Here is a 25,946-nt window from a genome sequence, read left to right as displayed (position 1 = left end):
CCTCGGCAAGACCACACTCGCTGCAAGTGGACTGAAAGCGACTCTCGCACAGCGCGCTGGCGATGACTAGAACAGATCCAGCTGGCCGCCAGCGCCAGCACTCTGCCTGCCGGCCGCTGGTGGCACCACCAGCGGCCGCCTGAACTGCGACCCATCGAGCCGTCCGAATCGCCCACGCAGGTCCGAAAACCCGAGCCGCTCGGACGCCTTCTCGAAACGCTGCCGGATCAGGTCGGCCCACACGCCGTCGCCCTTCATGCGGGTGGCGAAATCGCTGTCGTAGTCCTTGCCGCCCCGCATCTCGCGGATGCGGTTCATCACCCGCTGCGCGCGGTCCGGGAAGTGCGCCTGCAACCACTCCTGGAACAGCGGATTCACCTCGTGCGGCAGGCGCAGCACCGTGTAGTGGGCGCCGACCGCGCCGGCGTCGCGCGCCGCCTCCAGGATGCGCTCGATCTCGGGTTCGGTCACGAAAGGAATGATCGGCGCCACGCTCACGCTCACCGGGATGCCGGCGTCGGTGAGCGTGCGGATGGTGCGCAGCCGCCGCATCGGCGCGGCCGCGCGCGGTTCCAGCGTGCGTGAAATCTCCGCGTCGAGCGTGGTGAGCGTGATGGCGGCGCAGGCCAGACCCTTCGCGGCCATCGGCGCCAGGATGTCGATGTCGCGCTCGATCAGCGAGGATTTGGTGATCAGCCCGGCCGGATGGCGGCATTCGGCCAGTACTTCAAGCACCGACCGCGTCAGCTTGCGCTCGCGTTCGCACGGCTGGTAGGCATCGGTGTTGACGCCGATGGCGATGTGCTCGGGCACGTAGCCGGGTTTGGCCAGCTCGCGCCGCAGCAGCTCGGGCGCATTGACCTTGGCGAACAGGCGGCTCTCGAAATCGAGCCCGGGCGACAGGCCGAGGTAGCTGTGCGTCGGCCGCGCGAAGCAATAGATGCAGCCGTGCTCGCAGCCGCGATAAGGATTGAGCGAGACGCTGAACGGGATATCTGGAGAAGTATTGCGCGACAGGATGCTTTTGGCGGTCTCGTCAGTGACCACGGTCTTGAAGACAGGCGCTTCATCGTCATCGACCGCCCAGCCGTCGTCGAAGCGCTCACGGCCGTTGACCTCGTAGCGGCCTTGCAGGTTCGACACCGCGCCACGCCCCTTGCGCGCGAGCGGCGGCGGCGACGGCGCAGCGGCGACGTCCCCGTCGTCGAACGGTTCGCGCTGGAGTGGAAAATCGATGGTGCCCATGGCTGGCGCTCCAATACTGTATGTTTGTACAGTATATTACGCCGCTGCGGTCCCGAATTCAAGCGCGCGCGTACAATGCCTGTTGCGAAACAAACCCATCGAAGGCATCCAGCAGCGCCCCGTACCGCCCGCCATCGCCTTCGAGCTGGCCCAGCGCCTGCGCCGCCGCTTCCAGGCTCGACAGCTGATGCGGCGCATGCGCCTTGCGGATGCGGTAACTGGACGGCGCCACGTCGCTCAGCGCGAGTCGCGGCAACCTCTGCAGAGCCGGATTCAGGTACAGCATCTTGCGGCTCTTGCGCCAGGTGGCGTCGAGCACGACCAGGCGCAGCGAGGACGGCGGCAGCGAAGGAAGCGCCGGCGGGGGTGGCACATTCCGGTCATCCGGCGTCTGCGGATACAGCAGTACCGGCGTGCGTCCATCGGCATGCAGCAGGCCTTCCAGTACCTCCGCATCGAATATTTCACCGACCGCCAGCCCGCTGCCGGCCACGCTCAGGTGCAGCAATCTCCCGCTGTTCTTGGCATTGCCGACTTCGAGCGGATGCAGCAATACCAGCAGCGCGGCCTGGGGCGACACCGGCGCGATCCAGTGGCAGATGCAGGCCGACTGCGCCCGCAGGCAGGTCGGGCAGACCGCACGCTTGGTCGCCATCATTGCGTCGTCATTGCGCCGGCGCCCATCCGCCGCCCAGCGCGCGGTACAGGTCGACGTGCGCCGCCAGCAGGCTGGCGCGCAACTGCAGCGCGTTCAGGTCGGCATTGAAGGCCGTGCGCTGCGCGTCGAGCTCTTCCAGATAGGAAGCGTAGCCATTGCGATAGCGGTTGGCCGCCACCCGCAACACCTCGCCCGCCGCCCGCCGCCGCGCCTCGGCCTCGACCAGTTGCCGCTGCAAGCCGTCGATCGAAGCCAGCGCATTGTCCGTCTCGGCGAACGCCGTGCGCACCACCGATTCATAGGTATGGACCGCGCGGTCGCGCACCGTGCCCGCGATCTCGGCCTGGGCGCGCAGCCGGCCCGCGTCGAACAGCGGCGCCAGCACGCTGCCGCCGATGCTCCACAACCCGGTCGGATCGCGCAGCAGCTGCGACAGGCTGTGCCCCTGCGCGCCCAGCGACGCCGTCAGGCGGATCGACGGCAGCAGCGCATCGCGCGCCACCGCCAGGCTGGCGTCGCTGGCGGCCACCAGGCGCTCGGCCTGGGCGATGTCGGGACGCCGGCGCAGCAGTTCGGACGGCAGCCCCGGCGCCGGCCGCGGCTCGCGCAACGCCTCCAGTTCGGCGCCGCGCGCCACCGGGCCGGGGCTGGCGCCGAGCAGCAGGTTCAGCGCCTGCTCCTGCAGCGCGATCTGGCGCTCCAGCTGCGGCACGGTGGCGGCGGTCGCGTGCAGCTCGGCCTCGGCCTGCGACATCTCCAGGCGCGAGCTGTAACCGACCTCGAACTGGTGGCGCGCGAGGTCGAACGAGCGCTCGCGCGATTCGAGCGTCGCGCGCGCCAGCGCCAGCTGGGCATCCAGCCCGAGCAGGTTCAGGTAGCCGGACGCCGTATTCGCCGCCACCGCCAGCGCCGCGGCCTCCAGCGCCGCCTCCTGCGACAGCGACTCGAAGCGCGCCGCCTCGACGCTGCCGGCGATGCGGCCGAACAGGTCGAGTTCATAACTGGCCTGCACCGCGCCGGCCACCGAAGTGGTCTCGACCGGTTCGCCGAATGGTCCGATCGTGCGCGCGCGCGTCGGCCCCAGCGACAGGTTCAATGCCGGCAGCCGCGCGCTGTCGGCCACGCGAATGCGCGCCTGGTATTCCTGCAGGCGCGACCTGGCGATCTTGAGGTCGCCGTTGTTGTCGAGCGCACGCCGCACCAGCGCGTCGAGCGCCGGATCGCCGAAGGCGCGCCACCAGTCGCGGTCGATGGCGGCGCCGTCGACGGCGCTGGCCGTGCGCCAGGCCGGAGGAACGGTCAGCGAAGGCTCCGGCGCCAGCTGCGGCGCCATCGCGCAGGCAGACAACAGCAGCGGCAACGCCGCCAGAGCGAAGCAACGCCGGCTCACCGCGCGGCTCCGGCTTGCGCCGTATCGATCGTGGTCACCACCGACATGCCCGGGCGCAGGCGTCCGGCCAGCGGCTGGTTCGGATCGATGCTGATCCGCACCGGAATCCGCTGCGCGATCTTGACGAAGTTGCCGGTGGCGTTGTCCGGCGCGATCACCGAGAACTCCGAGCCGGTCGCCGGCGAGATGCGTTCGACGTGGCCGCGCAGCCGGGCATTGCCCAGGGCGTCGACGGTAAAACTCACCGGCTGGCCGACGGCCACGTTGGCCATCTGCGTTTCCTTCATGTTGGCGATCACCCACATCGTGTCGGGCACCAGCGCCGTCAGCTGCGCGCCCGCGTTCACATAGGCGCCCTGGCGTACCGTCACCTGCCCCAGCTGGCCGTCGCGCGGGGCGGTGATGCGGGTGTTGGCCATGTCGATCTCGGCCAGCTTGACGGCCGCTTCGGCGTTGGCCACCGCCGCCTCGAGCGCGGCGCGGTTGACGTCGACCGAGCGCAGGTTCTGGCGTGCGATCTCGATCGCGGCGCGCGACTGGTCGCGGCTGGCGGCGGCCTGGGCCTGCGTGGCGCGCGCGGCGTCGAGTTCGCGCGCCGACAGCGAGCCGTCGGCCGCCAGCTCTTCCACGCGGCGCAGGTCCGCCTGGGCGCGCCGGGCCTGGGCCTCGTTCGACGCCAGCAAGGCCTGGTTCTGGGCGATGGTGGCGCGCGCGCTCGACTGGCTCTGGGCGAAATTGGCAAGGGCCGCCTGGCGGTTCGCCAGTTCGGCGCGCGCCTGCGCCAGGCGCTGGGTCGGGATGCGCTCGTCGATGCGCATCAGGAGTTCGCCCTTCTTGACCTGCTGGAAATCCTGCACCCGCACCTCGACCACGTAGCCACTCAATTGCGGACTGATGATCGTCACCTGGCCGCGCACCAGCGCATTCTCGGTGCTCTGCAGGGTGCTGCGAAACGGCGGCAGCTTCCAGGCATACAGCACGATCAACACGCCGGCAATGGCGATGGCGCCGAACGCGAGCGCGCTCAGCAGGATGCGGCGGCGGGAACGGGATGGGACGGTCGATGGTTCTGGCATATCAGTCGGTCACAGGGTCGGGTGGTGGTGGGGTTCCCGGCGTGGGCGCAGGGGTCGGCACGGCTGTCACCGCCGGGAAGTAATGCAGCCACACGGCATGCAGGAAAATCCAGGCTGCGCTCGCGGCGGCCAGGATGGCCAGCACCAGGAACACATCGTTGTAGGCGAGGATGTTGGCTTCGCGCGTCGCGCTACTCGATAAGGACTGCAGGCTCTGGCGCGTGGCGGCGGCGGGATCGGCCAGCAGGCGGCCGGCGGCGGCGGCGCCGGACTGGATGCGGCTGGCCACCAGCGGATCGAGCGAGCTGAGCTGCTCGACGATATGCGACGAGTGAAATTTCTCGCGCCACGTCTGGAAGGTGCCGACCAGCGCCGAGCCGAGCAGCCCGCCCAGGTTCTGGGTCAGGCCGAACAGCACCGAGAAGCTGATCAGTGCGGCAGGATTGCCGACCACGGTGAAGATCAGCGAGACCAGCGACGGCCCGATGAACAGCGTGCCGCCGAAGGCAAGCAGGCTCTGGCTCAGGTACATCTGCTCGGCGCGCGTCTGGTTGCTGGCGTGCGCATCGAGCCAGGCGCCCAGCGCCATGCACAGCAGCGCCACCACCCGCGGCCAGGTCAGGTGCTCGATGTTCAGGCTCAGCGCCGACACTGCGATCCCGGCCACGGTGGCCGCCAGCACGCAGGCGAACAACGCCTGCATCTGGTCGTTATCGAGACCCACCGCGCGCAGGAAACCGACCGCGCCCACGCTCTGCTCGGACAGCACGATGCGCACCAGCATCAAGGTCAGCGCCACGTGCAGGATTTTGCCGGTGGTCAGCCAACGAATGTTCAGCAGCGGATTGGCGCGGTTGTGCTCGACACAGATGGCGGAGGCCAGGAGCACGATGGAGGCCGCCAGCGCGACGCCGATCCATGGCGTTTCCTGCCACCACAGAATGCGCCCGAAGGTCAGCGCCGCGCACAGCAGCGCGATGCCCGGCGCGAACAGGGAAAAGGTGAGGAAGTCGGCCGGACGGAAGGCCTGGAACCGGTCGCCGGGCGGCAATTTGAGCAACAGCACCGCGCCCAGCGACACCAGCGCCAGGCCCAGCTCGAACAGGTACAGCCCATTCCATTCGGCGAGCTGCAGCAGGTCGCTGGAAAAGATATAGGCCAGCGGCAGCGATAGCTGCGCCACGCCGAGCGCGATCGTGATGCCTCTCAGGCGCCAGACCTTCTTGAACGCCTGCAGCGTGTAGTACAGGCCCAGGGTCGACAGCGCGGCGGCCAGCATGCCGTGGGCGGCGCGCACGGCGATGGCGGAGCCGAGGCCGCCCACCAGCAGGTGGGCGAAGGTCACCAGCGCGTACAGCACCAGGAAGAATTCGGTAAACAGGCGCAGCCCGAACTGTTGCCGGAATTTCACCAGCAGCAGGTTCATCGAGGCATTCGCCATCACATAGGCGGCCGGCAGCCAGGCAACCTCGGTCTGGGTGGCGCCCATGACGCCCTGCAGGTGCAACAGGTTGACCGACACCAGCGCGTTGCCCAGGCCGCCCGTAATGGTGACCAGGATGCCTACCACCAGGTAAGCGATGCGTATGCGCGTCGGATGGGCGGGCGTCGACGGCGAGCCGGGCAGCATCGGCTTTTCGTCGGGGGCCCATTCCCGGGGCGCGTACTTGCTCATCGATTAAATGACCTGCTGGTTAGTAATTTTCGAGATCATACTCTTCTGTATCACGCTTTGCTGAATGGCTATTTTTACCACACGCGAAAATTTAGTGTCGGATGCTGTCAACCCGATATTGCTCTAGAGATTCTCTCGACCTAGACTCAATTATTCCATGCGGAAATTGTTCCGTACGGCAGTAAATATGCACCACCGAGTCCAGAGTCATCCATGCCGAGATTCCAGCCTTTTCCTCGCCTGATTTCCGCTTCGATCGCCGTGCTGGCCATGCTGCCTGCCGTGGCCCAGCTCCAGGAACTGCCGGGTTCCGTCTCCCAGGGCGCGTCCGCCCGGGGCTTGTCCGCCCGAGGCTTGCCCGCCCGACTCGATCACCGCATGAACGAGCACATCGTCCAGGTGCCGGCCGGCGATGGCAGCGTCACCCTCGAGACCACCGTGTTCCAGCCGGACGGTGACGGACCGTTTCCCCTGATCGTCATCAACCACGGCAAGGATCCCGGCCGCCCCGGCCTGCAGCCGCGCGACCGCTTCTATCACATGGCCAGCGCCTTCGTGAAGCGCGGCTATGCGGTGATGGTGCCGATGCGCCAGGGCTTCTCGCAATCGGGCGGCCGCTACCGCGACCATGGCTGCGACATGACGGCCAACGGCTATACGCAGGCCAAAGACATCCGCTCGACCCTCGACTACGCGCGCCGGCAGCCCTGGGTCGATGGCGAGCGCATGGTGGTGGCCGGCCAGTCGTATGGCGGCCTGGCCACGATCGCCCTCGGCACCGAAGCCCTGCCGGGCGTGCGCGGCCTGATCAACTTCGCCGGCGGCCTGCGCGACGACAGCGACCGCTGCGCCTGGCGCTCGCAACTGGTCTCGGCCTTCGCCGAATACGGCGCCAAATCCAAGCTGCCGAGCCTGTGGATGTATGGCCAGAACGACTCGCTGTTCGGCCCGGAACTGGCCGGACGCATGCATGCGTCCTACGTCCAGGCCGGCGGCCGCGGCCGCCTGGTCGAGTTCCCCTCGTTCAAGCGCGATGCCCACGGCATGCTGGCCAGCCGCGACGGCGAGAAGGTGTGGCTGGCCGACACCGAACGTTTCCTGCAGGAGGTCGGCATGCCGACCGAGGTCGTGGTCGACGTCGCGGCTCCGCCCAGCCAGCCGCGCACCGATTTCGCCGGCGTCGACGACGTCGACGCCGTGCCCTTCCTGTCCGAGCACGGCCGCCGCGCCTACCGCGAATACCTGACCAAGATGACGCCGCGCGCCTTCGCCGTGTCGCCGAGCGGCGGCTGGACCTGGGCCGAGGAAGGCGAAGACCCGGAAGGCCGCGCGCTGGCCACCTGCTCGGCCAAGAGCAAGGACCCGTGCCGCCTGTACTCGGTCGACGACTACGTGGTGTGGACCGACGGCCGCCTGGAGCAGGCCGAGAAGGCGGCGGCCACCGCCTCGGCCACGCCGGCGCCGGGCGCCACGCCGGCGACGGCGGTCTCGGAGCCGACCACCTCGGTCGGCAGCACCACGGTGCGCTGATCCTGCGACTAGTCGAGTGGAGAAAACCATGCGAGGAATGTCACACCGGCTTGTCAAGCGGCATGCGCATGTTTCCGCGCGTGAAGTTTAATTCCCTCGCCGCGAGTCGACGCAGCGCAAACCCGACCGTCGTCCTACCTCCGACAATGTGCTTGACGCATTTATCGGAGAAGCCAGATGGTTCGGTTCTATCGCGCCTGCGCCGCCCTGTTGACGGCGCTGGCCATGCTTGCCGCCCCGCCTGCAGCGCGGCGAATAACTATCCCGTCATCCTCGTCCACGGCTTCCTCGGCTTCGGGCCCGAGGAGTTTCAGCACAGCGGTTTCAACTACTGGGGCGGCTATGGCGACATCGCCTCGCAGATGCAGATCTATCGCGGTCCGCGCGCCGTGTTCGCCGCGGCGGTCGGCCCCATTTCGTCCAACTGGGACCGCGCGGCCGACCTGTATGCGCAGATCAAGGGCGGCTGCGTCGACTACGGCAAGGCCCATGTGCGCGACCACGGCTTGCCCGGCCAGGTACAAAAGCCGCCCGGCAAATGCTGGGCCGCCGATCCGCGCAACAATCCGCAAGACTATCCGCTGGCCCTGTATCCGGCCTGGGACCAGGACCACCCGATCCATATGATCGGCCACAGCCAGGGCGGCACCACGATCCGCGCGCTGGTCGAACTGCTGGAACACGGCTCGCCCCAGGACGAAGGCGACGGCGAACTGTTCAGGGGCGGAAAGGTCGGCTGGATCCGCAGCGTGACCACGATCTCGGCGCCGCACAACGGCACCACCCTGACCGATGCCGTGTTCAACATCCTGCCGGGCATCCGCCTGCCGCTGCGCGACGTGCTCGGGCACCGGGTGGCGGGCTGGGAACTGGCGCCGGACGGGGCGCGCGAATTCAATCTGTGGGCCCGCACTTCGCCGCACATCTATTATTTTTCGGTCGGCACGGTGGCCACCGAAGGCGGCGCCTGGTGCTGCAACGGCACCGACCGTGTGATCGCTCCGGTCCAGACCACCCTGTTCCAGTATGCGCGCGCCGACATGATCCCCTATTTCAAGTCGTTCGCCGGCGAGTGGATCGTGCCGTCGGTGGCGCAACGCGGCATGGGCAGCTATACCCTCGACCGGCCCAACCGGGTGCGCATCGACAGCGACTGGTTCTCGAACGACGGCGTGGTCAACACGATCAGCATGCGCTCGCCCAATGGCCACCCGGCGCGCGACTACGACGGCACGCCCGTGCGCGGCGCCTGGAATTTCCTCGGCAACTACAAGGGCTACGACCACTTCGACATCCTGAACTGGCCCAACCAGGGGCCGTCGGCCGACAAGCTCTATGAGCAGGTCAGCGACATCATCTTTGCCTTGTAGGCCGTCCCGGAGGCCTCAGGCGAGGCTCTCGATGCGCACGATGTGCATGCGGCCGGGCCGGTCGACCAGCATGCACACCTTGCCGCTGCGCTTGCAGCGGTCCTGCACGCGCCAGTAGTCGCCATGGCTCAGGCAACCGGTCTGGCAGATCACCAGGTCGGCAGCCTCCAGGCTGGCTTCCAGCGCATGTGGCAACGCGTCGCCGGCGCGCGCGGCATGGTCCGCCAGTTCGCGCACATGCAGCCGGCGCGTGAGCTCATGCACCCGCGCCTGCAAGGCCTCGACCTGGCGGCCCATGGCGGCGCGCCGCTGCAGGCCAGGCGCCGCTTGTTCGAGCGCGGCGCGGTCTTCGCGTTCCCAGGCCAGCGCGCTGAGGCTGCGGATGGCCGCCGCGCGTGTGCGCATCAGCTCGGCATCGAGCCGGCGGAGGCGCTCCGCCTGCTCGCCCAACAAGACCGTGCAGCGCGCCTGGAGCCGGGCGTGGGCCCGCAACAGCACCCCTTGCTCGCTCAGCAGTCGATCGACGTCCCGTTCGCCCAGCATCGGCACCCCCCTGAGAAACCGTGGCGCACCGCGCGCCACGGCCTCCATATTAGATGAGAATGATTCTCATTTCAATACAAACTCTTCGTCAGCCGCCTAGTGGGCGCTGCGCAGGCTCCTGGCCAGGTCCGACAAGCGGTACGGCTTGCTGACGAAGGCGAACTCCCCCAGCCGCTTGCGGTCGAGCTTCAATGCCGGCTGCGGATAGCCCGAGGCCAGCATCACCTTCACGTTCGGGTAGTGGTCGCGCGTGTAGGCCGCCAGCTCGATGCCGTTCATCCCGTTCGGCATCACCACGTCGGTGAACAGGATGTCGACATCGCGGCTGGCCAGCAGATGCATTGCGTCGTTGCCGCTGGCCGCCGTCATCACGTCATAGCCCATGCTCAGGAACAGCGAGGACGCGACGTCCAGCAGGTCGGGCTCGTCCTCGACGATCAGCACGGTCTCGGTCTCGATCTGCGCCAGGTCGTGCGCGTGCGAGGTCACGGCCGGCAGCCAGATGGCAATGCTGGTGCCCTCGCCCACCGTGCTCTCGATGGTCACCTCGCCGCCCGACTGCTTGATGAAGCCGTACACCTGCGACAGCCCCAGGCCCGTGCCCTTGCCGACTTCCTTGGTGGTGAAGAAGGGTTCGAAAGCGCGCGCGATGGTCTCGGGCGCCATGCCGGTGCCGGTGTCGCTCACGCTCAGGCGCAGCCAGGGGCCGGCCGCCAACCCCGCCTGCCCATCCTCGGCCAGCGTCACTCCCGCCGTCTCGACCACGATGCGCCCGCCGCCGGGCATCGCGTCGCGTGCATTGACCACCAGGTTGAGCACCGCCGACTCGAGCCGCGCGGCGTCGATCACGGCGTTCGGCGCCTTGGGGTCGAGCTTGAGCACGAAGTCGATCGACGAATTGGCGGCGCGCCGCAGCACCGATTCGAAGCCGCTCAGGATGCGGTTGACGTTGCGCGTTTCCGGTTCCAGCGGCTGCTGGCGCGCGAAGGCCAGCAGCTGCTGGGTGAGCGTGGCGCCGCGGTCGATCGCACGCCGCATGCTGTCGAGCGTCTTGGCGTCGCCGCCCGGACTACGCTGCATGCTCAGGATCTCGAGGCCGCTCGAGATCACCGACAGCAGATTGTTGAAATCGTGCGCGATGCCGCCGGTGAGCTGGCCGATCGACTCCATCTTCTGGGCCTGGAACAGCGCCGCCTGGGCCTTGTCGAGCGCCTCGGCCGCCGCCTTTTTCTCGGTCAGGTCGCGCGTGATCTTGGCATAGCCCAGCAGGCGCCCATCGTCGCCGCGGATGGCGTCGATCACGACGTTGGCCCAGAAGCGGGTGCCGTCCTTGCGCACGCGCCAGCCCTCGGCCTCGTAGCGGCCGACGTCGCCGGCCGCCGTCAGCGCGCGCGCCGGCAGGCCGCGCAGGCGGTCCTCGTCGGTATAGAACAGCGAGAAATGGTGGCCGACGATGTCGTCCTGGCTGTAGCCCTTGATGCGCTGGGCGCCCAGGTTCCAGTTCGACACCACGCCCTCGGGCGTGAGCATGTAGAGCGCGTAGTCGGTCACCCCCTGCACCAGCAGGCGGAAGCGCTGCTCGCTCTCGCGCAGCAAGTCCTCGGCGTGCTTCTTCTCGGTGACGTCGCGCGTGATCTTGGCGTAGCCGATCAGCTCACCGCGGTCGTCGCGGATCGGATCGATCACCACGTGGGCCCAGAAGCGGCCGCCGTCCTTGCGCACGCGCCAGCCTTCCGATTCATAGCGGCCTTGCTCGAGCGCTTCGGCCAGGGCCTGCGCCGGCAGGCCGGCAGCGCGGTCCTCCTGGGTGTAGAAACGGGAGAAATGCTGCTGCAGGATCTCGTGCTGGACGTAGCCCTTGAAGCGCTGGGCGCCCGCATTCCAGCTGTTGACGTATCCCTGCGGATCGAGCATGTAGATCGCGTAATCGCTGATGCCGGCGATCAGGTACTGAAAGCGCCGTTCGTCGGTCAGCGGCTGCTTGACGGGTAAAGAGGTGTCCATGGGGGCAGTACGACTTCCTGTCTGGCCGATAAAGTGGCCTATCATACATCTGCATTGCCGCAATTCGCCACGCAACTGCCTATGCTTCTGCAAGATTTACCAGTATCGGGACATGGCACCAGCGATGACACAAAGCCCAGTAAATCGCGCAAATTAACAAGCTGTGTATAAATGGCAGCAAGCTTTCACGCTACAATGGAGGCCTGTTTCACCCGCTCGTTTCCTCACAGCATCATGACCCAGGCACTCCCCGACAACCACCTCGATCTCACCGGCTGCGACAAGGAGCCGATCCGCACGCCCGGCAGCATCCAGCCGCATGGTTTCATGCTGACGCTGTCGCCCGCGCTCGACGTGTTGCAAGCCAGCGCCAACCTCGCCGACTGGTGTGGCGTCGATGCGCAGGCCGCACTCGGCAGGCCCCTGGCTGAGGCCATCGGCGCGCAGGCCGGCGAGCGCCTGGCGCTGGAACTGGGCGGCGGCACGCTGGGCCAGCGCCCGGGCTACCTCGGCACGGTCACGCTGCCCAACGGCCGCCACTTCGACGTGCTGGGCCATGCCTGGGACGACCTGGTGATCGCCGAGTTCGAATCGGTGGGGCGCGCCCAGCCGGCCGACTTCCGCCACCTGTACCCCCTGATCAGCGACTTCCTGGCCCGGGTGAACGATCACACCTCGATTCCCGCGCTGTCCGACCTGGCTGCGCGCCACGTGCGCTCGGTGACCGGCTACGGCCGCGTGATGGTCTACCAGTTCGATCCCAGCGGCCATGGCCGCGTCGTGGCCGAGTCGAAGGCGGAAGACTACGATTCCTACCTGGGCCAGTCGTTCCCCGCCAGCGACATCCCGGCCCAGGCGCGCGAGCTGTACACGCTGTCGCCGATCCGCCTGATCCAGGACGCGAACTACGAGCCGGCACCCCTGGTCCCGGGCGCCAACCCGGTCACCGGCGGGCGCAACGACCTGTCCTTCGCCGCACTGCGCAGCGTCTCGCCCGTGCACCTGCAGTACATGCGCAATATGGGCACGCTGGCCTCGATGTCGGTGTCGCTGATCGTCAGGGGCAAGCTGTGGGGCCTGATCTCCTGCCACAACGCCGAGCCATGCGCGGTCGCGGTCGAGAAGCGCACCGCCTGCGAGCAGCTGGGCCAGATCCTGGCGCTGTGCATCGAGACGCGCGAGGATGGCGCCGAGCTGCAGTTCCGCCTCGACGTGCGCCGCATCATGGTCGAGATGCTGGGCCGCCTGACCAAGGGCGCCGACTTCATCGACAACCTGTCCGGCGTGTTCCCCGCGCTGCTGCGCTTCGCGCGCGCCGGCGGTGTGGCGGTGGTGGTCGACGACCGCATCCTGACCTATGGCGACACCCCGGACGAGGAGGCCATCCGCGAGCTGTCGACCTGGCTCGCCGTGCACGGCCATACCGAGCTGTTCCATACGAACCACCTGGCCGGCATGTACGCACCGGCGGCCGGCCTGACGCACAATGCCAGCGGCCTGCTGGCGCTGCCGATCTCGCGCATCCACCAGCATTACCTGCTGTGGTTCCGCCCGGAGCTGGTCCAGACCGTCGAGTGGGCCGGCAATCCCTACGAAAAGCAGGCGCCCCCCGGTGCCCCTACCCAGTTGTCGCCGCGCCAGAGCTTCGCCGCCTGGCGCGAGACCATCCACGGCCACAGCCTGCCCTGGCACGCGGCCGAGATCGAGCTGGCGATCGAGTTTCGCAGCGCGCTGCTGGGTATCGCGCTCGAACGCGCCGAACAGATGGCCGAACTGGCCGAGGAACTGGGCCGCGCCAACAAGGAACTCGAAGCGTTTTCGTATTCGGTGTCGCACGACCTGCGCGCGCCGCTGCGCCACATCGTCGGCTTCTCGGACCTGCTGATCGAATCGGCCGGCAGCGAGGACGCCGCCATGCGCGAACGCTTCCTGAAGAACATCAAGCAGTCGGCCCGCCTGGCGGGCAAGCTGGTCGACGACCTGCTGTCGTTCTCGCAGATGGGCCGCGCGGCCCTGCGCCCGACCCAGGTCGACATGCTCGAACTGGTATCGGGCTGCATCGACAAGCTGGAGGTGGAGATCGGCCAGCGCAAGGTCGACTGGCACATCGACCGCCTGCCGACCGTGTGCGCCGATCCGAGCTTCCTGCACCTGGCGATGTTCAACCTGCTGTCCAACGCGGTCAAGTTCACCGGCGCGCGCGAGCAGGCCGTGATCCGCGTCTGGCACGAGGACGCCGGCGACAGCTATGTGTTCCACGTGGCCGACAACGGCGCCGGTTTCAATATGGACTACGTGCACAAGCTGTTCGGCGTATTCCAGCGCCTGCACCGCATGGAAGACTTCCAGGGTACCGGCATCGGCCTGGCCAACGTGCGGCGCATCGTCGAGCGCCATAACGGCCGCGTCTGGGCCAACTCGACACTTGGCGAAGGGGCAACGTTCTCCTTCAGCCTTCCGAAACAACTCTCATCCAACTAAGGCGATCTACCCATGCTCAAGCCCATCCTCCTGGTGGAAGACAATCCCCATGACCTGGAGCTGACACTCATTGCACTGTCGAAGAGCCAGCTGGCCAACGAAGTCGTGGTGGTGCGCGATGGCGCGGAAGCGCTCGACTACCTGCACCGCCGCGGCGAGTTCGCCGACCGCCAGCTCGGCAGCCCGGCCGTGATCCTGCTCGACCTCAAGCTGCCCAAGGTCGACGGACTCGAGGTGCTCAATGAAATCCGGACCACCGAGGGACTCAAGTCGGTCCCGGTGGTCATGCTGACCTCGTCCAAGGAAGAACAGGACGTGGTGCGCAGCTACCAGCTCGGCGTCAATGCCTACGTGGTCAAGCCGGTGGATTTCAACGAGTTCGTGCGCGCGATCGGCGACCTCGGCATCTTCTGGGCGGTGCTGAACGAACCGCCGCCAGGCTCGCGCCGCTACATCAAGCCGAAGTGAGCCGGCGCTGACTGCGGCTTGGCGGCGCGCTTGGCGCGCCGCAACAGGTGACGGATGCGCGCGCTGAGCGCGTCCGGGTGATAGGGTTTCTGCAGCAGGTGGACCGACGAGTCGAGTTTGCCTTCATGCGCCAGCACGCCCTCGGCATAGCCCGAGGTGTACAGCACTTGGCATTCCGGCAGATGGCGGCGCACGATCTCGCCCAGCTGCAGACTGCTGACCGGCCCCGGCATGATCACGTCGGTGAACACCAGGTCGATGTGGCGGCCGCCTTCGATGATTTCCGCGGCCTCGGCCGCGCTGCCGGCCTCCAGCACCTCGTAGCCCAGCACGGACAGGATGCCGCAGGTCGATGAGCGCACGTCGGCTTCGTCCTCGACCACGAGAATGGTCTCCAGGCCGCCGGCCAGCGGCAGCTGCGACGAAGGCTCGTCGCTCGCCACCGGCGCCGAGCGGCTGCGCGGCAGGTAGATGCGCACGCTGCTGCCCTTGCCCTGCTCGCTGTGCAGCACGATCTCGCCGCCCGACTGCTTCACGAAGCCATAGGCCATCGACAGGCCCAGCCCTGTGCCCTGGCCGGTCGGTTTGGTGGTGAAGAAAGGCTCGAAGGCGCGCCGCAGCACGTCGGGAGGCATGCCCTTGCCCGTATCGGCGATCTCGAGCATCACATAATCGTTGTCCGGCACTTCCGGCGGCACTTCGTCGCCATGGTCGATGTTGGCGCCGCGGATGGTCAGCGTGCCGCCATCGGGCATGGCGTCGCGCGCATTGATGACCAGGTTCAGCAGCACGTTATTGAGCTGGTTCGGGTCGATCATGGTGCTGCCCAGGCCATGCGCGATCTCGGTGCGCACCAGCGTGCTGGCGCCGAGCACGCGGCGCGCCATATCGTCCATCTCGCGCAGCAGGTGGCCGGGATCGATCACCACCGATTGCAGCGGCTGGCGGCGCGCGAAGGCGAGCAGGTGGGCGGCCAGCTTGGCGCCGCGCTCGACGCCCGACAACGCCATCTCGACCCGGGCTCGCGCGGCGTCGTTCAGGTCGCCGACCAGCTTGAGCAGTTGCAGGTTGCCGCCGATGATCTGCAGCACGTTATTGAAATCGTGGGCGACGCCGCCGGTGAGCTGGCCGATCGCTTCCATCTTCTGCGCCTGCTGCAGGGCCGACTGGCTCGCCGCCAGCTCTTCCTGGCTGCGCCGCAAGGAGGCAAAGGCCTGGTCGCGCTCGCGACGCGCGATGCAGGCGCCGCTGTGGTGACGCACGCGCGCCACCAGCTCGCGCGGATCCGGCCACTTGACCATGTAGTCGCTGGCGCCGACGGCAAAGGCCTTGGCCTTGATGTCGGGATCGTCCTCGGACGAGAGCAGGATGACCGGGATGTCCTGGGTGTCGGGATGTTCCCTCAGTCGGGCGATGACGGCGAAGCCGTCGAGGCCGCCGGGCATGCGCAGGTCGACCAGCACCACGGTCGCGTCGATCTGGCGTGCTACATCGACAGCGCGCTCCGGGCTGGATTCATACATCAGCTGATGACCGACACAAGCTCTGAGACCGTGGGCAATGATGTCCTGGGCAAACGATTCATCGTCAATCAACAGCACGGAACAGCGGGTGTCGTCTTCGATCATTGCAACTGCATCGCTTTCAGGCTGGAGTGGAACGTATTGCAAAAGAATACCAAGCGTTAATTCTACACCATACCATTTAACAAGGGCTGAGCTGAACTTTGCAAATTGAAATTATCGGGTCAAGCCTTGTACCGGCATGGCATGCCCACCATATCGTATCCAACAACCGAACACAACCAGGAGTATGACGTGCCCGACATCTGCTGCCCGCTGTGTGGACGCATCCTGGGGACGTCCAATATCGACCGTCACCACCTGATCCCGAAGACGTTCAAGGGCAAGGAGCAATTCCCGATCCACAAGATCTGCCACCGCAAGATCCACTCGGCGCTGACCGAGCGCGAACTGCTGCAGACCTACCATACCTGGGACGCCCTGCGCGGCCACGAAGAGATCGCCGCCTTCATCGACTGGGTCGCAAAAAAGCCGCCCGAGTTCCACACCCGTACTTACACATCCAACAAGAAGAAGAGCCGCTGAGCGATCGGCCGCCGACAACTTTTGAACGCATCCGCAGTCCAAGGTGGATCGAGGGGCGCGCGATGCACATTGGGTCGATTTCACGCCGTGGCCGGCGCTGGCTGGTGGACCGCCGATCGGCCGATGGTGGCGGGATGGGCACTGAAGCCGCCAGGCGCGGGGGCGTGAGGGCGCCGCCAACGCAAAAAGGGCCGCATTCGCATGCGGCCCTTCTCTTGTTCTGGCTCCCCGACCTGGACTCGAACCAGGGACCTGCGGATTAACAGTCCGTCGCTCTACCGACTGAGCTATCAGGGAATTGAGGCAATATTATAGCCGGGCGTTTGCAGTTTGACCAGTGCATCTTGTGAACGGACTCGCCGCCAGCGCAAGGCATGCCCGGTTTGCTATAGTTTCGGCTTCTCCGGCGCCCGCGCCAGCCACTCCATCACTGACAGACCATGACCACTTCTTGCACCCTCGGCACCCCGCTCTCCCCTTCCGCAACCAAAGTCATGCTGCTCGGCTCCGGCGAGCTCGGCAAGGAAGTGATCATCGCCCTGCAGCGCCTGGGCGTCGAAGTGATCGCCGTCGACCGCTACCCGAACGCGCCCGGCCACCCGGTGGCGCACCGCGCGCACGTGATCGACATGACGGACGGCGCCGCACTGGAGGCCCTGATCGACCGCGAGCGCCCCGACCTGGTGGTGCCCGAGATCGAGGCGATCGCCACCGACAAGCTGGCCGAACTCGAAGCCGCGGGTCGCATCACCTGCATCCCGACCGCGCGCGCGGCCCAGCTGACCATGAACCGCGAAGGCATCCGCCGCCTGGCGGCCGAGGAGCTGGGCCTGGCGACCTCGCCCTACCGTTTCGCCAGCAGCCTGGCCGAGTTGCAGGAAGCCTGCGAAAGGGTCGGCTTCCCCTGCGTGGTCAAGCCCGTGATGTCCTCGTCCGGCAAGGGCCAGTCGAAGCTCGATTCCGCCGCCGACGTGGCGGACGCCTGGGCCTACGCCGCCGCCGGCGGACGGGTCGATGCCGGCCGCGTGATCGCCGAAGGCTTCATCGATTTCGACTACGAGATCACCCTGCTGACGGTACGGTCGCTGGGCGCCGACGGCAAGATCGAAACGCGCTTCTGCGAGGCGATCGGCCACAAGCAGGTGCAGGGCGACTACGTCGAATCGTGGCAGCCGCACCCGATGCAGCCGCTGGCGCTCGAGCGTGCGCGCGACATCGCGGCCAAGGTCACCGCCAGCCTCGGCGGGCTGGGCGTGTTCGGCGTCGAGCTGTTCGTCAAGGGCGACATGGTGTGGTTCTCGGAAGTGAGCCCGCGTCCGCACGATACCGGCATGGTCACCATGACGAGCCAGGTGCAGAGCGAATTCGAACTGCACGCGAAAGCGATCCTCGGCCTGCCGGTGAACCCGGCATTGCGCGGCCCCGGCGCTTCCGCCGTGATCTATGGCCAGCTGGACGAAGCCGGCATCGCCTTCGAGGGCGTGGCCGAGGCGCTGCGCGTGCCGGGCGCCGACCTGCGCCTGTTCGGCAAGCCGGAATCGTTCGCGCGCCGCCGCATGGGCGTGGCGCTGGCGACCGCCGACGACGTCGAGACCGCGCGCCAGCGCGCGCTCGAGGCGGCGTCGAAGGTCAGGCCGGTGTCCGGCAAGCGCTGAAGCAGGATTTCGGCGGCACGCGGCGCAGCGCCGAACAGGTGCACCTGATGGCGCCGGCCAATCTTCACGACGACTATGCCCAGGTACGTGGCACGGACGAGATACTGGCGGCGCTGCGGGCCGGCCGACCGGCCGCGCAAACAAAAAGGGCCGCATTCGCATGCGGCCCTTCTCAATTCTGGCTCCCCGACCTGGACTCGAACCAGGGACCTGCGGATTAACAGTCCGTCGCTCTACCGACTGAGCTATCAGGGAAAGGAGGCCGCATTATACCTGCTGTTTTCGATTTCGCAAGTGTTCACACGACGAAAAAAATGCGGAACTAGGTTGCCGCCCGCCCGACCAGGCGCCTCAGGGCGTCCAGCACCAGCTGCGGCTCGGTCAATTGCGGGAAGTGCGCGCTGCGCTGCGCCTCGATCCGCTCGCCCAGCGGCGACAACGCCGCCAGGCCACGCTGGGTACGCTCGCGCTCGCGCACAAGGGCCGCAGGCACCATCCAGCGCGGCAGGCGCTTCGTGCCCGACAACACCGTCACCGGCACCGGCGGGAACGCCGGCGCTTCCTGGATGTCCTTCACGGTCTCGAGTTCATGGCGAATCTCGTCGAACTGATCGCGCGGCGACATCCGGTCGAGCAGCCTGACAAAGCCGCGCTGCAGCGGCGACTGGAATTGCTTGAGCATGGTGACGTCTTCCGGCGCCGTGGCTTCCAGGAACAGCACGCCGGCAACCTCGTCCGCGAAGACGCGCGCGAACAGGTTCGCATGCAGGCCGCCAAAGGAATGGCCGACCAGGACGAACGGCGGCTGGACGCCGGCCGCCTGCAGCAGCAGGCGCAGTTGCGCCACCACGGTCTCGCCATACTGCGCCTCGCGCGGCTTGGGGCTGCCGCCGACGCCGGGCCGGTCGTAGGCGAACACGGCGCCCAGCTGCTCGATCTCGGGATACAGCTTGTACCAGCCGTCGAGCGGACCGCCCGCGCCGTTGATCAGCACGATCGACGGCTTGCCCTGCCCCGACTTCATCAAGCGGAACATCTGCCCTTCGATCAGGGTGGCATGGCTTTTCGGCAATTGCTTCACGCGAGAATCTCCTGGGAATCACAAGGCGCCGACAATGCACGCCGAAAACAAAAAAGGCCGCATCCTGAGATGCGGCCTTTCGAATTCTGGCTCCCCGACCTGGACTCGAACCAGGGACCTGCGGATTAACAGTCCGTCGCTCTACCGACTGAGCTATCAGGGAATTGATGCTTGCATTATATGGCTGCTGAAACGTTTCTGTCAAATTTGCACAGATCGCAACCGCCACTCCTGCTGCCCTCCGCACACGCCGTGACGCTTGCGGAGAGCCGGGATTTTAGAGAACTTTGGCAACCGCGTCAACGACGCGATCGATATTGGTCGAATTCAGCGCGGCAACGCAGATGCGGCCGGTGTCCACGGCGTAGATCGATTCGTCGCGCAGCTTGCCCACTTGTTCCTTGGTCAGGCCCGAATACGAGAACATGCCGACTTGCCGGCGCACGAATTCGAAGTCGTGGCCCGGGGCCTTCGCCTTCAGCTTCTCGACCATCGCGCCGCGCATTTCGCGGATGCGCACGCGCATGCCGGCCAGCTCTTCTTCCCACAGCTTGCGCAGCTCGGGGGTCGACAGCACGGTCGCGACGACCTTGCCGCCATGGGTCGGCGGGTTCGAGTAGTTGGTGCGCACCACGCGCTTCAGTTGCGACAGCACGCGGGCCGCCTCTTCGCCACTGGTGGCGACGATCGACAGCGCGCCGACGCGCTCGCCGTAGAGCGAGAACGACTTCGAGAACGAGTTCGACACCAGCAGCGGCATGCCGGTCGCGGCGAAGCGGCGCACGACGGCGCCGTCTTCATCGATGCCGTTGGCGAAGCCCTGGTAGGCCATGTCCAGGAACGGCACCAGGCCGCCGGCCTGCACGGCGGCGATGACTTGATCCCACTGCTCTTGCGACAGGTCGGCGCCGGTCGGGTTGTGGCAGCAGGCGTGCAGCACGACGATGGAACCGGCCGGCATGGCCTTCAGCGCGGCCAGCATGCCGTCGAAGTTCACACCACGGGTCGCCGCGTCGTAGTAGGCGTAGTTATGTACGGTGAAGCCGGCACTCTCGAACAGCGCGCGATGGTTTTCCCAGCTGGGATCGCTGATGTAGACGTCGGCGTGCGGCAGGAATCGCTTGAGGAAGTCGGCGCCGATCTTGAGCGCGCCGGTGCCGCCCAGGGCTTGCACGGTGATGGCACGCTTCTCTTGAATTACGGCGCTGTCGGCACCAAATACCAGTTCTTGCACGGCCTTGTCGTACGCCGCCAGGCCGTCGATCGGCAGGTAGGTGCGCGGCGCAGGCTGCTCCATCAGTTTCGCTTCCGCTTTCTGTACGCACGCCAACAGTGGCACCTTGCCCTGATCGTCATAATAGACGCCCACGCCGAGGTTGATCTTGGCGGGATTGGTGTCGGCATTGAAGGCTTCGGTGATACCCAGGATCGGGTCGCGCGGGGCCATCTCAATGGCACCAAAAAGGCTGGCAGAGGCAGTGGAAGTCATCGTGATAAACTCAGTTGTGTCGGCTGGGTTGGCAGCGGCGGGTTAGCAATTGTATAGACAGCGGCCCTTGTACTGTAAGGCCGCGAGCGGATTCTCATTCTAACAAAGGTCTGTAAGTATGGCTGATTTATCCATCGCAACTTCTCCCGAATCTACAACTGAGCCCACCGTCCTCACCTTCCCGGATTCACCGTTCAAGCTGCACCAGCCCTTCCCGCCGGCCGGCGACCAGCCGACCGCGATCGAGGGCCTGATCGAAGGCATCAACGATGGCCTGTCGTACCAGACGCTGCTCGGCGTGACGGGTTCGGGCAAGACCTACACGATGGCCAACGTGATCGCGCGCGCCGGCCGTCCGGCGATCGTGTTCGCACCCAACAAGACGCTGGCGGCCCAGCTGTATTCGGAGTTCCGCGAATTCTTCCCGCAGAACGCGGTCGAGTATTTCGTCTCGTACTACGATTACTACCAGCCCGAAGCCTATGTGCCGCAGCGCGACCTGTTCATCGAAAAGGACTCGTCGATCAACGAGCACATCGAGCAGATGCGCCTGTCGTGCACCAAGTCGCTGATGGAACGTCGCGACGTCGTCATCGTGGCCACCGTGTCGGCGATCTACGGTATCGGTAATCCGAACGAATACCACAAGATGATCCTTACCCTGCGCCACAAGGATAAAGTGGCGCAGCGCGACATCATCGCGCGCCTGATCCAGATGCAGTACACCCGCAACGAGATGGATTTCTCGCGCGGATCGTTCCGCGTGCGCGGCGACACCATCGACATCTTCCCGGCCGAGCACGCAGAGCTGGCGATCCGCGTCGAGATGTTCGACGACGAGATCGAATCGCTGCAACTGTTCGATCCGCTGACGGGCCGCGTGCGCCAGAAGATTCCGCGCTTCACCGTGTATCCGGGCTCGCACTACGTTACCCCGCGTTCCACCGTGCTGCGCGCGGTCGAGTCGATCAAGGCCGAGCTGCGCGATCGCCTCGAGGAATTCCGCCAGCAAAATAAACTCATCGAAGAGCAGCGCCTCGAACAGCGCACCCGCTTCGACCTCGAGATGCTGGCCGAGATCGGTTTTACCAAGGGCATCGAGAACTACTCGCGCCACCTGTCCGGCGCGATGCCGGGCGAGCCGCCGCCGACGCTGATCGACTATCTGCCGAAAGACGCGCTGATGTTCATGGACGAGTCGCACGTGATGATCGGCCAGCTCAACGCGATGTACAACGGCGACCGTTCGCGCAAGACCAACCTGGTCGACTATGGTTTCCGCCTGCCGTCGGCGCTCGACAACCGGCCCCTGAAATTCCAGGAGTTCGAGGGCAAGGCGCGCCAGACGATCTTCGTTTCGGCAACGCCGGCCGAATACGAGCAGCAGCGCGCCGACAACGTGGTCGAGCAGGTGGTGCGCCCCACCGGCCTGGTCGACCCGCAGATCATCGTGCGCCCCGCCCTGTCGCAGGTCGACGACCTGATGAGCGAGATCAACGACCGCATCGCCAAGGACGAGCGCGTGCTGGTCACCACGCTGACCAAGCGCATGGCCGAGCAGCTCACCGAGTACCTGGGCGACCACGGCATCAAGGTGCGCTACCTGCACAGCGATATCGACACGGTCGAGCGCGTGGAAATCCTGCGCGATCTGCGCCTGGGCACCTTCGACGTGCTGGTTGGGATCAACCTGCTGCGCGAGGGCCTGGACTTGCCCGAGGTGTCGCTGGTGGCGGTGCTCGATGCGGATAAGGAGGGCTTCCTGCGTTCCGAACGTTCGCTGATCCAGACCATCGGTCGCGCGGCGCGTAACCTCAACGGCGTGGCGATCCTGTACGGCGACCAGATCACCGATTCGATGCGGCGCGCGATCGACGAAACCGAACGGCGCCGCGCCAAGCAGATCGCCTTCAACGAGGCCAATGGCATCACGCCGAAGGGTGTGCAGAAGAAGATCAAGGAAATGATCGACGGCGTGTACAGCAGCGCCGCGCAGAAAGCCATGGTCGAGGGCGTGCACGAGGATGCGGCGACGGCCAAGGTCGAGTCGATGAGCGAGAAGCAGATCAGCAAGGAGATCAAGCGCCTCGAGAAGCTCATGGTCGATCATGCCAAGAACCTCGAGTTCGAGAAGGCGGCGCAGGTGCGCGACCAGCTGCATGTGCTCAAGCAGCAGGCGTTCGGGGCGCCGGGGGCGGACAATGTGGTGTCGATGCTGGGCAAATAAGGCCCCCACCAGTTCGCAACGTTCGCACGTCGTTTCCGCGCAGGCGGGAACGACGGTTTCAGGCTGCGGGCAGCAGCAGCTTCCCACGGTGCGGACGCCTTACACCGCCACTCCCGCCAGCAATTCCAGCAGTTTCGCCAGATCCGCCGGCTTGGCCATGTGATGATCGAATCCGGCATTGTGCGCACGCTGCCGGTCTTCGGCCTGTCCGTAACCAGTCAGCGCCACCAGCATTGCCTGCGTGGTCTCTGGCATCGCGCGCAGCCGGCGCGCCAGTTCGTGGCCATCGATGTCGGGCAAGCCGATATCGAGCAGGGCCACGTCCGGCGGCGCCCGCACCGCGCTCGCCAGCGCGCCCTGGCCGTCGTATTCGATGGCGACCTCATACCCGTTCATCTCCAGCAGCGTCGCCAGCATCTGGGCCGCGTCGACGTTATCATCGACCACCAGCACCTTCAACCCGCTCGTGCCACGCGACTGCATGTCGAGCTGCGGCATGCTCGCTTCGGGCGCCTCGGCCAGGCATGGCAAATAGACCACGAACTCACTGCCCTTGCCAAGCCCGTCGCTGTGCGCCTCGACCCGCCCTCCGTGCAGCACGGCCAGGCTCTTGACCAGCGCCAGGCCGAGCCCAAGGCCGCCCTGTGAACGGTCCGGCGTGCGCTCGGCCTGGATGAACAGGTCGAAGATGTAGGGCAGGATCGGCGGATCGAGGCCCTGCCCGTTGTCGCGCACCGCCACCCGCACAGAACCCGACTCGATGCGCGCGCTGAGCACGATGCATCCGCCCGGCGCCGTGTACTTGGCGGCGTTATTGAGGATATTCGAGACGACCTGGATCAGGCGCGTGCGGTCGCCCTCCACGCGCAGCGTGCCGGATGCGATCTCGCAATGCAATTCATGGCGCCGCGCATCGATCAGGGGACGCACCTGCTCCACCGCCTCATGCACGACCTCGCGCACATCCAGCGCGTCCTTCGTGATGGTCACCAGGCCGCGCGTGACGCGCGAGACGTCCAGCAGGTCGTTGACAAGGGACGTCATGTGCTGGGCCTGGCGCGCGATGATGTCGCTGGCGCGCTGGATGCCCGGCGCGTCCATCTGGCCGCGCTGCAGCAGCTGGGCCGCCGTCGTGATCGGCGCCAGCGGGTTGCGCAGCTCATGCGCCAGCATCGCCAGGAACTGGTCCTTCTGGCGGTTGGCGGCGCGCAGCTCGTCCTCGATGCGCTTGCGCGCCGTGACGTCGCTGCCTTCCATGAAGATGCCCGAGACCTTGCCGTGCTGGTCGTGGATGGGCTGGTAGACGAAATCGATGAAGCGCTCTTCCAGCAGCGCGTTCGGGTCGCGCTGCACACGCAGCGGCACCGCGTGGCCGACGAATGGCTGGCCGGTCTGGTACACGTGGTCGAGCAGCTCGAAGAAGCCCTGCCCCTGCACCTCGGGCAGCGCGTCGCGCGCGGCCTTGCCGACCAGCGCGCGGTGACCGACCAGCTGCAGGTAGGAACGGTTGGTGAGCTCGAACACGTGTTCCGGGCCGCGCAGCACGGCGATGATGCCGGGCGCCTGCTCGAACAATGTTACCAGGCGCGCGTTCTCTTCCTCGCGGTAGCGCTGCGCCATCACCTCGCCCGTCATCTCGAGGCAGGCGCAGAACATGCCGGCCACGGTGCCGTCCTCGTCGCGCACCGGAGAGTAGGAAAAGCGGAACCAGGTGTCTTCGTCATAGCCATGGCGGCGCATGCGCAACGGCAGGCGGTCCATGTAGCTGGCCTCGCCCCTGAGCGCGCGCACGATCAGCGGGTGGATGTCATGCCAGATCTCGGCCCAGACATCATGGAAGCGCTTGCCGAGCGCACCCGGATGCTTGTCGCCCAGGATCGATATATAGGAGTCGTTGTACAGGAAGCCGAGCTCGCCACCCCAGGCGACGAACATCGGAAACTTCGAGTTGAGCATCAGGCCGACCGTCGTGCGCAGCGCCTGCGGCCAGGTGCGCGGATGTCCCAGCGGCGAGGCCGACCAGTCGTGAGCGCGCATCATGACCCCCATCATCCCTCCTCCGCTGAGGAAGGGCAGCCATTCGGTCGGAGACGCGGGTTCCTGTTTCATGCATGTGCCGGGAGTCGCGTACAGTCTACGCAATGGTAGTGTGCCAGATTTGTCCGGCGACTCCCGCACGGCTGCCTGGAACAGGCCGCTTGCCGCTCAGGATGGGCGTGCGCGCCGCCACCTGCTCAGGCCCAGGCAGCCGACCGCCATGCCGATCAGCGACAAGGTTCCGGGCTCCGGGATCTGGCTGACCGCCAACTCGACCGCGACGTCGTCGAAGAAGATCCCCGAAGGATCATGGTAGCCGGACAATTGCAGGATGGTCGACGCCGATGTGGCCAACAGGTTGCGAACGATGATCTGCGTGGACGGGCCGCCCGTCGTGATATCGGTGGACGTGTTCGTGGTCGGGAAGTTGTAGATGGCCGTGGCCAGCGCGTCTCCGAACATCACCTGTATTCCATTATCAAACTGAAATATCGGAAAGCCATCCGGGCCGATCACGCCGTCCGCGTACAGCCAGAAGCTCAGATCGTAGCGCTGGCCGATCGTCGTCGGCAGGACCTGGCTGGCGAAGCAGGAGAACCCGGGCCCGAAGCAGCCGGTACTGAGCGAGTTGACGCCGCTGTGCGCACCGCGGCCGGCGTCTCCCAGAAACCAGCCATCGGTGAGCTCCCAGGTGCCATCGTTCAGTTCAAAGCTGCCGTCGCGGACGATATTGGCGCTTGCCGGCACGGCGAGTGCGACCAACAGCAGGATTGCCGCGGCGACACGCATTACGGAATTCATCGAGACCTCCTCTGAGCACATCGGGAAGTTAACGATGATTGATTTTCGCGAGGTCGAAGTCAAGGAAGGCCATCTGACCGGAGTCAATGCGGTGGCGGGCGCCTGTTA

At 66.4% G+C, this 25,946-nt stretch carries 19 protein-coding genes and 3 tRNA genes; 7 read left to right on the top strand and 15 right to left on the bottom strand.

The genetic code is table 11. The features are described from left to right. Positions 1 to 66: 66 nt before the first annotated feature. The 5 genes from DIR46_RS21130 to DIR46_RS21110 are packed head-to-tail and all read right to left on the bottom strand — an operon-like array spanning position 67 to position 6,044. Positions 67 to 1,245 (bottom strand): PA0069 family radical SAM protein, encoded by a 1,179-nt coding sequence (locus DIR46_RS21130; protein WP_109346996.1) that lies wholly within the window; start codon positions 1,243 to 1,245, stop codon positions 67 to 69. A 58-nt stretch (positions 1,246 to 1,303) separates the two neighbouring features. Further along, positions 1,304 to 1,903: a tRNA-uridine aminocarboxypropyltransferase gene (locus DIR46_RS21125; protein WP_109346995.1), complete on the bottom strand. Its 600-nt coding sequence runs from the start codon at positions 1,901 to 1,903 to the stop codon at positions 1,304 to 1,306. Positions 1,904 to 1,910: 7 nt separating this feature from the next. Beyond that, positions 1,911 to 3,293, bottom strand: coding sequence for an efflux transporter outer membrane subunit (locus DIR46_RS21120; RefSeq protein WP_109346994.1), 1,383 nt, complete (start codon positions 3,291 to 3,293; stop codon positions 1,911 to 1,913). Then, positions 3,290 to 4,369: an HlyD family secretion protein gene (locus DIR46_RS21115; RefSeq protein ID WP_109346993.1), complete on the bottom strand. Its 1,080-nt coding sequence runs from the start codon at positions 4,367 to 4,369 to the stop codon at positions 3,290 to 3,292. The genes DIR46_RS21120 and DIR46_RS21115 overlap by 4 nt, the downstream gene beginning before the upstream one ends. A gap of 1 nt (position 4,370) precedes the next feature. Continuing rightward, positions 4,371 to 6,044: an efflux MFS transporter permease gene (locus tag DIR46_RS21110; protein WP_109346992.1), complete on the bottom strand. Its 1,674-nt coding sequence runs from the start codon at positions 6,042 to 6,044 to the stop codon at positions 4,371 to 4,373. 213 nt (positions 6,045 to 6,257) lie between these two features. On the opposite strand from DIR46_RS21110, the gene DIR46_RS21105 reads away from it, so the two are divergent. Continuing rightward, positions 6,258 to 7,574, top strand: coding sequence for a dienelactone hydrolase family protein (locus DIR46_RS21105; protein WP_229446345.1), 1,317 nt, complete (start codon positions 6,258 to 6,260; stop codon positions 7,572 to 7,574). Positions 7,575 to 7,726: 152 nt separating this feature from the next. Next, positions 7,727 to 8,944, top strand: a complete 1,218-nt coding sequence (locus DIR46_RS21100) for an esterase/lipase family protein (RefSeq protein ID WP_229446344.1) — start codon at positions 7,727 to 7,729, stop codon at positions 8,942 to 8,944. 15 nt (positions 8,945 to 8,959) lie between these two features. Here the strand turns inward: DIR46_RS21100 and DIR46_RS21095 are convergent, their stop codons facing one another. Both DIR46_RS21095 and DIR46_RS21090 read right to left on the bottom strand, forming a co-directional pair. After that, complete coding sequence (locus DIR46_RS21095) at positions 8,960 to 9,487, bottom strand: DUF2325 domain-containing protein (protein ID WP_109346990.1); 528 nt, start codon at positions 9,485 to 9,487, stop codon at positions 8,960 to 8,962. Positions 9,488 to 9,583: 96 nt separating this feature from the next. Further along, positions 9,584 to 11,491, bottom strand: coding sequence for a hybrid sensor histidine kinase/response regulator (locus DIR46_RS21090; protein ID WP_109346989.1), 1,908 nt, complete (start codon positions 11,489 to 11,491; stop codon positions 9,584 to 9,586). Positions 11,492 to 11,725: 234 nt separating this feature from the next. Here DIR46_RS21090 and DIR46_RS21085 point away from each other — a divergent pair, with 234 nt between their 5' ends. Continuing rightward, positions 11,726 to 13,972 (top strand): ATP-binding protein, encoded by a 2,247-nt coding sequence (locus tag DIR46_RS21085; RefSeq protein ID WP_109346988.1) that lies wholly within the window; start codon positions 11,726 to 11,728, stop codon positions 13,970 to 13,972. 12 nt (positions 13,973 to 13,984) lie between these two features. Continuing rightward, positions 13,985 to 14,440, top strand: coding sequence for a response regulator (locus DIR46_RS21080; RefSeq protein WP_109346987.1), 456 nt, complete (start codon positions 13,985 to 13,987; stop codon positions 14,438 to 14,440). Here DIR46_RS21080 and DIR46_RS21075 read toward each other — a convergent pair. Beyond that, positions 14,422 to 16,068, bottom strand: coding sequence for a response regulator (locus DIR46_RS21075; RefSeq protein WP_109346986.1), 1,647 nt, complete (start codon positions 16,066 to 16,068; stop codon positions 14,422 to 14,424). The genes DIR46_RS21080 and DIR46_RS21075 overlap by 19 nt on opposite strands. A gap of 189 nt (positions 16,069 to 16,257) precedes the next feature. Here DIR46_RS21075 and DIR46_RS21070 point away from each other — a divergent pair, with 189 nt between their 5' ends. Further along, a complete protein-coding gene (locus DIR46_RS21070; protein WP_109348102.1) occupies positions 16,258 to 16,548 on the top strand; it encodes a hypothetical protein in 291 nt (96 codons plus the stop codon). A gap of 221 nt (positions 16,549 to 16,769) precedes the next feature. Here the strand turns inward: DIR46_RS21070 and DIR46_RS21065 are convergent. Further along, positions 16,770 to 16,845, bottom strand: a tRNA-Asn gene (locus DIR46_RS21065). A gap of 143 nt (positions 16,846 to 16,988) precedes the next feature. Between DIR46_RS21065 and purT the strand changes: the two genes are divergently transcribed. Continuing rightward, positions 16,989 to 18,203 (top strand): formate-dependent phosphoribosylglycinamide formyltransferase, encoded by a 1,215-nt coding sequence (gene purT, locus DIR46_RS21060; protein ID WP_109346985.1) that lies wholly within the window; start codon positions 16,989 to 16,991, stop codon positions 18,201 to 18,203. A 179-nt stretch (positions 18,204 to 18,382) separates the two neighbouring features. On the opposite strand, the gene DIR46_RS21055 is transcribed toward purT, so the two are convergent. From DIR46_RS21055 to DIR46_RS21040, 4 genes are all read right to left on the bottom strand, one after another. Then, positions 18,383 to 18,458 (bottom strand) — tRNA-Asn (locus tag DIR46_RS21055). Positions 18,459 to 18,525: 67 nt separating this feature from the next. Beyond that, the gene (locus DIR46_RS21050; RefSeq protein WP_109346984.1) at positions 18,526 to 19,284 is read right to left on the bottom strand and encodes an alpha/beta fold hydrolase; all 759 of its coding nucleotides are present in this window, start codon (positions 19,282 to 19,284) and stop codon (positions 18,526 to 18,528) included. 87 nt (positions 19,285 to 19,371) lie between these two features. Then, a tRNA-Asn gene (locus DIR46_RS21045) sits at positions 19,372 to 19,447 on the bottom strand. Positions 19,448 to 19,561: 114 nt separating this feature from the next. Next, the gene (locus DIR46_RS21040) at positions 19,562 to 20,773 is read right to left on the bottom strand and encodes an amino acid aminotransferase (RefSeq protein WP_109346983.1); all 1,212 of its coding nucleotides are present in this window, start codon (positions 20,771 to 20,773) and stop codon (positions 19,562 to 19,564) included. A 118-nt stretch (positions 20,774 to 20,891) separates the two neighbouring features. On the opposite strand from DIR46_RS21040, the gene uvrB reads away from it, so the two are divergent. Next, the gene (uvrB, locus tag DIR46_RS21035; protein WP_109346982.1) at positions 20,892 to 23,000 is read left to right on the top strand and encodes an excinuclease ABC subunit UvrB; all 2,109 of its coding nucleotides are present in this window, start codon (positions 20,892 to 20,894) and stop codon (positions 22,998 to 23,000) included. 99 nt (positions 23,001 to 23,099) lie between these two features. On the opposite strand, the gene DIR46_RS21030 is transcribed toward uvrB, so the two are convergent. Both DIR46_RS21030 and DIR46_RS21025 read right to left on the bottom strand, forming a co-directional pair. Next, complete coding sequence (locus DIR46_RS21030) at positions 23,100 to 25,040, bottom strand: hybrid sensor histidine kinase/response regulator (protein ID WP_162819585.1); 1,941 nt, start codon at positions 25,038 to 25,040, stop codon at positions 23,100 to 23,102. A gap of 165 nt (positions 25,041 to 25,205) precedes the next feature. Beyond that, on the bottom strand, positions 25,206 to 25,838 hold the full coding sequence (locus tag DIR46_RS21025) for a PEP-CTERM sorting domain-containing protein (protein ID WP_162819584.1): 633 nt from the start codon (positions 25,836 to 25,838) through the stop codon (positions 25,206 to 25,208). Positions 25,839 to 25,946 lie beyond the last annotated feature (108 nt).

It is taken from the genome of Massilia oculi (genome assembly GCF_003143515.1).
GTDB classification, from domain to species: Bacteria; Pseudomonadota; Gammaproteobacteria; order Burkholderiales; family Burkholderiaceae_D; genus Telluria; species Telluria oculi.
The sequence above is the reverse complement of the archived record's forward strand: the minus strand, read 5'-3'. Positions and strand labels throughout refer to the sequence as shown.